This is a genomic window from Rothia aeria (genome assembly GCF_016726365.1).
GTDB classification, from domain to species: Bacteria; Actinomycetota; Actinomycetes; order Actinomycetales; family Micrococcaceae; genus Rothia; species Rothia aeria.
In genome coordinates, this window is the sequence record NZ_CP068102.1 from 1,852,774 (window position 1) to 1,863,586 (window position 10,813).

The window sequence follows — 10,813 nt, forward strand, 5'->3', positions numbered from 1 at the left end:
TTGCCGAGGTGCCGCGCAGTGCGTGCGGGGCACCTGACGGCTACACACTCACATGACACAAAACCTTGCAGGATTGTGCCTTGGGCATAACGACGGTACCTCGCCTGGGGCCATGCTTGTCCAGCCGGTGCCTGTATTTTTCGTATAGTGTGAAGAGCCTCAGTGCCGGATTATAAAAGAACTGTTGCGCTAAAAGGCGCGGCACGCTGGGGTGAATCCCACGCCCACGAAATTATGCGGAATATACTATATGTATAAAGCATAAAAATTGGGTGCCAGTGCAGAAAGCCGGGATGGTTAGGCAGCGGACCCTAATTTTTTTCACGGTATGGTCGGGGCTACAATTCCCACAGATGACTATGGCTAGCGCCACCTTTAATAGTTTTTAGGGTGATCTTCCAGCCCCCATACGAGAGGAGAGAACGATGCGGCTTACAGCCTTTTCAGACGTATCGTTACGCATCATGATGCTTCTCTCTGCCTTAGACCCCGATCAGAAGCTCTCTACCCAAAAAATTGCTGACGGCGTGGGAACCCCCTATAACCATGTGGCAAAGTCGGTGGCATTCCTGGTAAATCAAGGCCTGCTACAGTCCACCAGAGGCCGCTCCGGGGGTGTGCTGCTCTCGGCGAAAGGCCGCCAGGCAACAGTGGGTCAGGTGCTCCGTACCACCGAGGGGGATATCCCCATGATTGAGTGCGAAGATCAGGACGGTAACTGTCCTCTCGATAGTTTCTGCCGCTTACGGAACGTGCTGGCGGATGCGCGTGAGGCATTCTACGCGGCGGTGGATGATGTGGTGATTTCGGATCTTCCCGGCCCCGCCAGGCCTGCCGGGCCTGTATTTGTGGAGCTTGGGTTGGGGCCGCTGGCTGCGAGTTTTGACCGCGAAGTTCTCTAAACCTCTTATTATCAGCGTCGTGGCGAGGTTCTGCCGCCCGGTAAGCACAGAGCCGCCTGTTATTGCCTGACCCTGTGTAGCGTGCGGCAATAAGCGTAAAACATGCAGCGACTATATGAAAAGAAACCCTGCAGTTATTTCACCTGCTGCGAACTTAAAGAAGCATTTCACCTACGCTTCTAAGTAACCGTTAGTTATTATGCCGAGAAATATTCGTATACAACATATAAAAAGTGTGCGGGGGCAGATATATAAAACTGCGGGTATTTCTGGGCGCTCCCACCAAAAGCAGATTCCAAGGGAGCCCTGCGGGCCCCTGTCAGAAGTGCTACCGTGTAAAAGGCTTTACGTGTAAAACGTTTAAGGCGGATTTCATCATTTACGGAAGAAGACACCTATGCTCTCTGAAAAGTCACGTCCCATTATTGAGGCAACACTGCCCATTATCGCCGACCGTATCGGTCACATTACCCCTGACTTCTACGAGCGGATGTTCGCTGCCCGACCCGATTTGATGGACGGCCTGTTCTCCCGTTCCTCTCAACTTGAGGGCACCCAGCCGAAAGCACTTGCCGGGTCTATTGCGGTTTTTGCCTCCTACATTGTGGAGCATCCCGACTCCTACCCCGATGAGGTGCTTTCCCGCGTGGCGCATAAGCACGCTTCTTTGGGGCTGCAGGAGAAAGAGTACCCCACCGTATATAAGTACCTGTTTGAGGCGATTGCTGCAGACCTGGGCGATGCCGCAACCGAGGAGGTCGTGGACGCCTGGAGCGAAGTGTACTGGCTCATGGCGAACGCCCTCATTAAGATCGAGAGGGGCCTGTACGCGTCCCAGGCGAATAATGTTACCCACGCGCCCTTCAAAGTTGTTGATCGCCAGGAGACCGGCGATAACGTGGTCGTGCTGACCTTTGAACCTGCCGATGAAACCCCCATGACTGAGGCGAAAGCAGGCCAGTACATTTCCATTATTACGAAGGCACGTGATGGTCTGCGCCAGCCCCGCCAATACACCCTGCTTCCGTCCGATAAAAACCAGCGTCGTATCGGCGTGAAGCTCGACCCGAACGGCGAAATGACTTCGATCATTCACGGGCTCACGATTGGCGATGTTGTCGAGATTTCCAACCCTTACGGTGACCTCACCCTGGAGGGCTTCGGCTCTGCGGATGCGCCCCTCTACCTTTTCTCAGCGGGTATTGGTGTAACCCCTATGATTAGCTTCCTCAATGAGCTGATTGAGTCCGGTTCTCAGCGTCAGGTAACCGTGGTTCACGCCGACCGTCGCCTTGATACATGGCCGCTGCGCGAGGAGATGACCGCGCTGGTTGAAAAGCTCCCGCACGGTAAGCTCGTCACGTTCATGGAGGATGAAGAAACCGGTGATTACCGCGGCCGCGTGGACATTGCGAAGCTGGGCGTACCTGCGGAGGCGAACGTATACCTGTGCGGCCCGCTGCCGTTCATGAAGGGCGTGCGTTCCGCTCTCGTGGATGCAGGTGTACCGGCGCAGAATATTAATTACGAGATCTTCGGGCCGGACCAGTGGATGCTGCGCTCATAAAGGCTGCTTCAACGCAGCCCGTGCTGGAGTATTTAGAGGCGGCTGGGTGAGCTAATAGTCGCCTTTTCAGGGATGTCTCTGTGCAAGTCCGTCTCTCGGCGTCAGGGGCGCCTCGGCCCTCTTCTGGTGCGCATCTGGATCCTGAAGAAGGTTCTTTGGAGAACATCCTGAAGCCGCTTGGGAGATCCGTCTGAGGCCGCACCGAATATCCCATGTTCAGGAGGAGAGATAAAAAATATTGGGGGCGTTGAGCCCCCAATATTTTTATTTAAGTATTTCTAAATATCCAAAGGTAAACTAAAGAAGCCCCCGTCGCGGCTACACCCCACGGAACACTTCTGACCTAATCAGCCGTGGAGGGTCGTAGTTCCGAAAGGGAGTGAGACGGAATGCCGAAAAAAGGTAAAAGCAAAATCGCTTTGGCGGCTGCGCGAATTATCAAAGCCCTCGCGCAACTCGTCAAAGCGATTGCTGACCTAATCGACGTCATCGGCTAAGCCGGTGTGACGTTTCAGCGGGTTCCCCTAGCTTCGCGGTTTAGGGGTGCCCGCTATCTAATATTATACCTAAATATCAGTGGGTATATCCCTGTTAAAACTACAAAGCCCTTGTTCTGGGGTTCACGCCCGGCACGCCTACCGGGGCAAAGCGGTTCAAATGCGTTTGCGACAGGGCTGTAAGGCGATTGTATAACCCGGCACCAATAATGCATAGCAGAAGGGCGGATACCGATAATAATCGACATCCGCCCAAAATAGTGAGTTCAGAGAATTACTGGCGCACCAGAGCCAGGATCTCGTCGCGCACGCGCTCCATTGTGGGGGTATCCGGTGCTTCAAGGTTCAGACGCAGGAACGGCTCGGTGTTGGAAGGCCGCAGATTTGCCCACCAGCCTTCTTCGGTGTTGGTGAAGGTGGTGCCGTCGGAGTCTTCGACCTCTACGGGCGCGCCAGCGTAGTGCGCGCGTACACGGTCCACAGCGGCTGCCTTGTCCTCAATCTCGGAGTTGATCTCACCGGATGCCACATAGGGGGAGTAGCTGGCGCTGATCTCGGAGAGTGCCTGGTGACCGCCGCCGAGGGCCGCGAGCACGTGCATCGCGGCGAGCATACCGGTGTCTGCGTTGAAGAAGTCCTTGAAATAGTAGTGCGCGGAGTGCTCACCGCCGAAAATACCGGATTCTTCAGCCATGACTGCCTTGATGAAGGAGTGACCCACACGGGTTTTCACGGCGCGCCCACCGAGCTTTTCAACGAGCTCGGGTACAGCCTTGGAGGTGATGAGGTTATAGATAATAACCGGCTGCTCATTGCCTTCCGCCTTAGCACGCGCGATTTCACGTTCTGCCACGAGCGCGGTAATGGCGGAGGGGGTGACCGCGTTGCCTTTCTCGTCAATCACGAAGCAGCGGTCGGCATCGCCGTCAAAGGCAAGGCCGATGTCTGCGCCGTGCTCAACAACCGCTTTCTGCAGATCGACAAGGTTGGCGGGTTCAAGCGGGTTAGCCGGGTGGTTCGGGAAGGTGCCGTCAAGCTCAAAGTAGAGGGGCACGATCTCAAGCGGAAGCGCGGGAAGAAGAGCATCCCCCAAGACGGCGGGGGTGGTCATGCCGCCCATGCCGTTACCCGCATCCACAACAACTTTGAGGGGGCGGATGCTGGAGAGGTCTACGAGCTGACGCAAGTATTCGGCGTAGGCTTTGAGAACGTCCTTTTCGGTGACAGCGCCGGGGTTCTCAACGGTAGGAATGGAGCCTTCGTCGAGGTACTTCTGCGCAAGGTCACGAATATCGAAAAGACCGGTTTCGGAGGATACAGGAACAGCCCCGGCCTTAGCCATTTTCATGCCGTTGTATTCGGCGGGGTTGTGGCTTGCGGTGAAAGTAACGCCCGCAGCGTTCTCAACACCGCACGCGAAGTAGAGCACATCGGTTGAGATGAGACCGATTTTCTGGACGTTTGCGCCGCGTGCGGTGGCACCTTCAGCGAATGCATCCATGAATTCGGGGGAGGAGGGGCGCATGTCACCGCCCACCAAAACGGTCTGACCAGCCAGGCCGAGCACATCAACGAAAGCGGCGCCGGTTGCCTTCACGGTTTCAGCGGTAATGGTCTCGCCCACGATACCGCGAACATCGTAGGCTTTGAACGAGTCATGTAGATTGATAGTAGTCACCCCCTCATTCTAACGGGAAGGCCAACTAATATCCCTCTATAATTGGGGAAGAAACGCTGGGAATTCCATAGATATTGTAGGTTTTCCATCACTCAGTTTTAGGCCGTCAGGGCGGTTCGTGAAAGGATATGCACGCGCATGGGCGAAATTTTCCGTCTGAAAAATAAGATCCAGAACTACGCATGGGGTTCGCGCAGCATCCTGGGCCGTATGCGTGGGGTGCCCGTGCCCACTGACAAGCCCGAGGCTGAAGTGTGGGTAGGGGCGCACCCGGCCGCCCCGTCGGTTGCCACCGTTGACGGCTCTGAGCAGCAGCTTGACGAACTGGTTGCACAGCAGCCCGGCAGGTTCCTGCGCCCCGACCGGAACAGCGACTGGTTCCCGTTCCTCTTCAAAATCCTGGCGATTGACGCCCCCCTGTCTATCCAGGTGCACCCCACCGACGAGCAGGCCGCCGCAGGGTTCGAAGCCGAGCAGGCCCGTGGTGTGCCCCTAGATGCGCCGCACCGCAACTACAAAGACCGCTACTCCAAACCCGAGACCGTGATCGCCCTCACCAACATGCGGGTGCTCACCGGTGTGCGACCCGCCGAGCAGCTCAAAAATCTTGCCCGAGCATTCAACGCGTCCTGGCTGGCGGACAGAGCGCACCTTGCCCCCAAAGAGCTGCTGACCGCCATTATTCGTATGCCCGAACCCGAAGCCGCCCAAGCCGTGGATCAGCTGGCGGCCACCGCCCATAAACTCGCGCAAACACGGCGTAAAGCGGCCCCCTCCGTGCTTGACGCTATAGAGCTGGTGAACCTGGTAGCACACAAATACCCCGGTGACCGCGGCCTGCTGGTGGCTTTCGTCATGAACCTGGTGCACCTAGCACCCGGTGACTCCGCCTTCACCCCCGACGGGCAGGTGCACGCCTACGTCTCGGGGACCGCAATCGAACTCATGAACCCCTCCGATAACGTCATGCGCGCCGGGCTGACCCCCAAACATATTGACACTGAAGAACTGATTCGGGTGCTGGGCGACTCCCAAGACGCCCCCGAAATTCAGCGGCCCACCCCCGATAACGCCGCCGTAGGCGAATACACCATGTGGGATGAGCGGATGAGTGTAACCCGCATCCGGGTGGCGCCGAAAGAAACCATCGACTACGTCTTTGAAGGAACCTCAGCAGCACTGGTAGTGGACGGGACCATCACTATCACCATTGCCGGTGCCGTCACCGGCGCAGGCCAAGACTACACCCTTGGCGGCACCGAATCCGTACTGCACGCGGGGGACCCCACCCCCGTGACCATCACAGGCAGCGGTGAACTGTACATCGCCCAGTACGTATAAGGGCTGGCACGCCACGGCAGGGCGGGGCTCAAAAGCAGGCAAATAACCATCCAGTGGTGTGTTGCGGGTCTCCATATCAACCGGGATACGTTACAATTCCTAAAAAACTATCCTGCCCAGAAACCATGCCACCACCGTAAGGAATCACCGTGAAAATCATCCTCACCGTCACCGGCATCGACCACGAAGGCATCATTGCCGCCGTCACCAACACCCTCGCAGAACGCCACGTGAACGTCCTCGACGTCTCCCAAACCATTATGGGTGAATACTTCACCATGATCATGCACTGCTCCTTCGACGAAAACGAGCAGAACCTCATCGACCTGCAAGAAGCCATGATCCCCGTCGAACACGCACAAAAAGTTCAGATCCGCATCCAGGCAGAAGCGATCTTCAAAACCATGCACACCATCTAACGTGCCCAAGGGACCCCAACCGCATGATGAACGACAATATCCTCGAAACCCTACGCATGATCGAGGAAGAAAAACTAGATATCCGCACCGTCACCATGGGCATCTCCCTGCTCGACTGCGCCGACTCTAACGGCGCGGTAGCCCGCCAAAAAATCTACGACAAAATCACCTCCCGCGCCAAAAACCTGGTGAGCGTGTGCGAAGGAATCGAAGCTGAGCTGGGCATCCCCATTGTGAATAAACGCATCGCCGTCACACCCATCGCCGTCATCGCCGGAGCCAGCAGCGAAAACGACTACATCGAATACGCCCGCACCCTCGACGCCGCCGCAAAAGCCGTGGGCGTGAACTTCATCGGCGGGTTCAGCGCACTCATCGACAAAGGCGCAACCCCCGCCGACAACACGCTCATGAACTCCATCCCCACCGCGCTCGCCGAAACCGACGTGGTGTGCTCCTCAGTAAACATTGGCTCCTCCCGCGCCGGCATTAACATGAGCGGTGTTAAACGCATGGGTGAGGTGGTGCGTGAAACCGCCGACCTCACCGCAGAAACTAACGGGTTCGGGTGCGCCAAACTCGTGGTCTTCGCCAACGCCGTGAGCGATAACCCCTTTATGGCTGGCGCATTCCACGGCGTGCAAGAAGCAGACACCACCATCTCAGTGGGCGTCTCCGGCCCCGGCGTGGTACACCGCGCCCTCCACAAAGTACGCGGGGCACGATTCGACGCATGCGCCGAAGCCATTAAACAGGCAGCCTTCAAAATCACGCGTGTAGGGCAGCTGGTTGGCAGCCTCGCCGCCGAACGCCTGGGAGTGTACTTCAACATTGTTGACCTCTCACTAGCCCCCACCGCCGAAATCGGGGACTCCGTGGCGCACATCCTCGAAGAACTGGGGCTGGAAACCGTGGGAACCCACGGCACAGTAGCAGCACTCGCCCTGCTCAACGATGCGGTAAAAAAGGGTGGGCTCATGGCCTGCTCGCATGTGGGCGGACTATCTGGCTCATTCATCCCAATCTCCGAAGACATCGGCATGATCGAATCCGCCGCCGCAGGGCATATTACACTCGATAAGCTAGAAGCAATGACCGCGATCTGCTCGGTTGGGCTGGACATGGTCGCAGTACCTGGTGACACTCCCGCCGCGACGCTTGCCGCCATGATCGCCGATGAAGCTGCAATCGGCGTGATGAACCACAAGACCACCGCCGTGCGCGTCATCCCCGCCGTCGGTCTAGGGGTGGGAGATACCGTTGAGTTCGGTGGGCTGCTGGGGCGCGCCCCGATCATGCCGGTGCATACACCATCCTCAGAGGCGTTCATCGCCCGCTGCGGCAGGATCCCCTCACCGGTGCACGGGTTCAGAAACTAGGGGAGCAAACGGAAGAGGGTTTCTTTATCCGTTCTCCTTCTGCAGAGGTGCTGGGCTTATGCTAAAGGTTTCTGAATAGTTTCCCTAGCCCAAATGAATGCCCCTCCTACCTCAGATAGCACATATCAGGCGGTGAAGATGAAAGCTACCATCGATCAATGGCAGGGGACGCGCAGGCAAGAGGAAACCTTTGACATAAAATCTCAGGAAGAACTCACCAAAACGCTGCGGCGACTAGACTCAAAGGTACATACAGAATTAATTCTTCATGGAAAAATTGATGATGATTATTTAACTATCTCTGGCGGTCGTGGCACCTATCTAGTTTTCGGGCAGGAAGCACATAGCGAAGGACAGCTGAGAGGGTTTAACTTATTGTGCCCAGAAGGCGAAGAAGTGAGCTCTATAGATACAGAGAATATGAAAGCCGGAGGGCAGTATGGGCCATATGAGGTTAAATATGTTATCCCCGAATACCTGGCGTTTAGCTGTATGAGGGAATATTTTAGGCTCGGCAGGATTCCATGCGACGATAAAAGTTTCTCTTGGGAAGTGTATGAGACATATTAGACTATGGTGTGCGGTTCTCAGCAAGTTTTAATCTCTGGATACGTGGCATAAAAGGCACGAAGATTCGGGTAGTATATTTTGGGATTTTACATATGCAGGATGGTTGTTAAAGATGCTAAGTAACAAGAAATACGGAAACGTATATGAGATTCTTCTGCCAGAAGGGAAGTATGTGTATGCCTGTCTTATCTCTGAAAAGAATTTCGGGATTTTTAATTATATTTCTAAGAATAAAATAAGCGACGTCAATATTTTGCTTCACAAAGGGTTTAAAATGTATAGCGCCTGTGATGAAATGAATATTGATAATAATACATGGAAATATATCGGAAATATCGACTTAGAATCGGAAGGCATTACATTCCCAGATTTGGCTATATATCTAGCGTGGAACGTATCCTATTCTTATCAGAATTCTCAGGTTATGAGTAAAGGGAATGCGAAAAGTGTTAGTTTTGATACGTACGATACGCTAGTTAAAAGTGGTCGTATATATGGGTTTTTTGCAAAACCCAGCGCGTTTGAGATGTGGCTAAGTATGTTTTTTGAAGACTACCCTGAAGGAGTACTTAATTTTCACACAATGTCTGAGCGTATGAAAGAATACAAGACCAGGCAGTAGCCAGCCTGGACCCCAGAACTTGGCTAGGGGAAGAGAGGTGGAAAGAGGCTCTGCGCTTGTGTGCATCAAAACTTCACATCAGGTAAAATGTAAATATTCTTAGATAACTATAACTTATACAATACGAAGAGGGTATGTGATGAATAGTCAAGACGTTTTTGAAGGCCTCGATACTCTGATGGATTCATTTATCGGAGGGGAATCTAGCTATCAAGAAATTAGTTATTTTATTAACGAATCTATTTCTGATAGAGGCATTGACATTTTGGATTTTCTTCATGAATATATTGAAGATGGGGTTAAAAATAAAGATGGTGGCAGAATCGAATTTTGTATAGCGCTTTCGGGGCTGTTGAAAAAAGACAAATTTTTGCTTAATGTGTATAAGCAATTATTATGCGAAGGGTGGCATAGCAGGCAAGAAGACATTGTAGATATTATTGACTACTATGGAGATGCGTCAGCAGTCCCGGTCTTAATAAAATGTTTTGATCTAAAATATGACTGGTTAGCGCTCAACAGTTTTTACTCTTTCCATAGAAAACTTATGTGGACCATCCGTAATGTGGATAGTAGAAACTATAAAGAAACCTTACGTTCTGTCTCGAAAAAGGTGTCACCCAAGCTGAAAGCAGAACTTAACCAATGTATAGGTAAATAGTATGCAGCCATGACCTACCAGAAATTCGCCGGAAACATTAGGGAAATAAAGTCTCAGAGGTTAGGTTTTCTATGAGTAATAGGGAGAAAGTTTTAATAAAAATATGTCATGACGTTCTAAACTCATATGAGAACCCCGAGAGCCCAAATTTTAGTTTTGTTGGTAAGAGAATTAATGAGGGTATGTACGATGAGTTTCTAAATGCTGTAGAAACGCAATACATAGTTTCTGATCTATCGGACTTAAATTATTCCTCATGTTTGGACTGGTCAATAGCCAGTCGGCGAGACGAAAAGAATAGGTATGGGGTGAGTCTTTCCCTGGTAGGCAGGTACGCTGTGGCACAACGATATAAATCCGGGCACTATTTGTCGCATCAATCCCCTGGTATTAGTAGCGAGGATTTGCCATTAATAACTTTATTTCAACAACATAATATAATCCTTCTTGATGGCTTTGTTTTAAATAGCAAACTACCGGTAAAAATTGAGGGTGAAAATTTCACTGAAGAAACACAATCTTGCGTATATAATTTAATTTTTGAAAGACTGTAAGATTGTGGGTGTGTAACGTAACTGAAAAATATTTATAAATTATTCAAAATAGAAAATATTTATTGATTAATACGTGGTAAATATTTAGGAATGATAGTATGATTGATAACACGGTTCGGGGAATGATTTCGGTGTGGATGGGAATATCCATGAAGTCATATGAAGATTTTAATGAATACACGGAAGGCATGGAATATCTAGGATCAGGTTGTCCGGCGTGCAGAGATTTTGGAACCTCTTTTATTGACTCTGATTTCTTTGGTGCGTATCGAACAGCGAATCATGAAATTGTTCCCATCGAAGTTCTGGCTGAAGAAGTGGCGACTCATTCTCGGGCGGCTACTGAAAAGGTTATTGCGGCGGCCAAAGCTAAAGGGGTAACCGAAGGAAATTCGTTATATTATTATGGAAACGCAGTTTTTCATGAGGATACTCCGGGCAATTTATACAATGATTTAACATTTATTGGTTCTTTTGAAGATCCCCGAAGGAAATATTTCTAATGCTCCGCTCAAAATTATATTAAGCGCAGGTTTTCAATAATATTAGTGTGCCTACGCTTGCCTATACGCTGAAATCCATGTGCCGCGGATTAAAACTGTGAGTGGCTGAAAGGTGAAGAG

The 10,813-nt window shown here is 52.1% G+C and carries 10 protein-coding genes; 9 read left to right on the top strand and 1 reads right to left on the bottom strand.

All coding sequences use genetic code 11. From position 1 onward, the window contains the following. The first annotated feature begins 425 nt into the window (after positions 1–425). Both I6I94_RS08025 and I6I94_RS08030 read left to right on the top strand, forming a co-directional pair. A complete protein-coding gene (locus I6I94_RS08025) occupies positions 426–902 on the top strand; it encodes an RrF2 family transcriptional regulator (RefSeq protein WP_037236993.1) in 477 nt (158 codons plus the stop codon). A 397-nt stretch (positions 903–1,299) separates the two neighbouring features. Further along, a complete protein-coding gene (locus tag I6I94_RS08030; RefSeq protein WP_126500542.1) occupies positions 1,300–2,469 on the top strand; it encodes an FAD-binding oxidoreductase in 1,170 nt (389 codons plus the stop codon). 771 nt (positions 2,470–3,240) lie between these two features. On the opposite strand, the gene I6I94_RS08035 is transcribed toward I6I94_RS08030, so the two are convergent. Next, a complete protein-coding gene (locus tag I6I94_RS08035) occupies positions 3,241–4,644 on the bottom strand; it encodes a phosphomannomutase/phosphoglucomutase (protein ID WP_023134485.1) in 1,404 nt (467 codons plus the stop codon). 138 nt (positions 4,645–4,782) lie between these two features. Between I6I94_RS08035 and manA the strand changes: the two genes are divergently transcribed. The 7 genes from manA (at position 4,783) to I6I94_RS08070 (ending at position 10,693) form a co-directional block, all read left to right on the top strand. Next, positions 4,783–5,985: a mannose-6-phosphate isomerase, class I gene (manA, locus tag I6I94_RS08040; RefSeq protein ID WP_201620589.1), complete on the top strand. Its 1,203-nt coding sequence runs from the start codon at positions 4,783–4,785 to the stop codon at positions 5,983–5,985. A gap of 149 nt (positions 5,986–6,134) precedes the next feature. Further along, entirely contained in the window at positions 6,135–6,404 is a 270-nt protein-coding gene (locus I6I94_RS08045; protein WP_006887639.1) for an ACT domain-containing protein, read from the top strand. 23 nt (positions 6,405–6,427) lie between these two features. Next, positions 6,428–7,783, top strand: coding sequence for a PFL family protein (locus tag I6I94_RS08050; protein ID WP_023134483.1), 1,356 nt, complete (start codon positions 6,428–6,430; stop codon positions 7,781–7,783). Positions 7,784–7,921: 138 nt separating this feature from the next. After that, complete coding sequence (locus I6I94_RS08055; protein WP_201620590.1) at positions 7,922–8,353, top strand: hypothetical protein; 432 nt, start codon at positions 7,922–7,924, stop codon at positions 8,351–8,353. 112 nt (positions 8,354–8,465) lie between these two features. Beyond that, complete coding sequence (locus I6I94_RS08060; RefSeq protein ID WP_128087068.1) at positions 8,466–8,975, top strand: Imm26 family immunity protein; 510 nt, start codon at positions 8,466–8,468, stop codon at positions 8,973–8,975. A 139-nt stretch (positions 8,976–9,114) separates the two neighbouring features. Then, positions 9,115–9,636, top strand: a complete 522-nt coding sequence (locus tag I6I94_RS08065; RefSeq protein ID WP_128088155.1) for a hypothetical protein — start codon at positions 9,115–9,117, stop codon at positions 9,634–9,636. A gap of 652 nt (positions 9,637–10,288) precedes the next feature. Then, positions 10,289–10,693, top strand: a complete 405-nt coding sequence (locus I6I94_RS08070) for an immunity 22 family protein (RefSeq protein WP_128087067.1) — start codon at positions 10,289–10,291, stop codon at positions 10,691–10,693. Positions 10,694–10,813: the final 120 nt, after the last annotated feature.

Bases quoted from the DNA above. Each gene is read 5' to 3' on its own strand.
- I6I94_RS08060 (WP_128087068.1), top strand. From the start codon at position 8,466: ATGCTAAGTAACAAGAAATACGGAAACGTATATGAGATTCTTCTGCCA.
- I6I94_RS08025 (WP_037236993.1), top strand. From the start codon at position 426: ATGCGGCTTACAGCCTTTTCAGACGTATCGTTACGCATCATGATGCTT.
- I6I94_RS08070 (WP_128087067.1), top strand. From the start codon at position 10,289: ATGATTGATAACACGGTTCGGGGAATGATTTCGGTGTGGATGGGAATA.
- I6I94_RS08065 (WP_128088155.1), top strand. From the start codon at position 9,115: ATGAATAGTCAAGACGTTTTTGAAGGCCTCGATACTCTGATGGATTCA.
- I6I94_RS08050 (WP_023134483.1), top strand. From the start codon at position 6,428: ATGATGAACGACAATATCCTCGAAACCCTACGCATGATCGAGGAAGAA.
- I6I94_RS08030 (WP_126500542.1), top strand. From the start codon at position 1,300: ATGCTCTCTGAAAAGTCACGTCCCATTATTGAGGCAACACTGCCCATT.
- manA (WP_201620589.1), top strand. From the start codon at position 4,783: ATGGGCGAAATTTTCCGTCTGAAAAATAAGATCCAGAACTACGCATGG.
- I6I94_RS08055 (WP_201620590.1), top strand. From the start codon at position 7,922: ATGAAAGCTACCATCGATCAATGGCAGGGGACGCGCAGGCAAGAGGAA.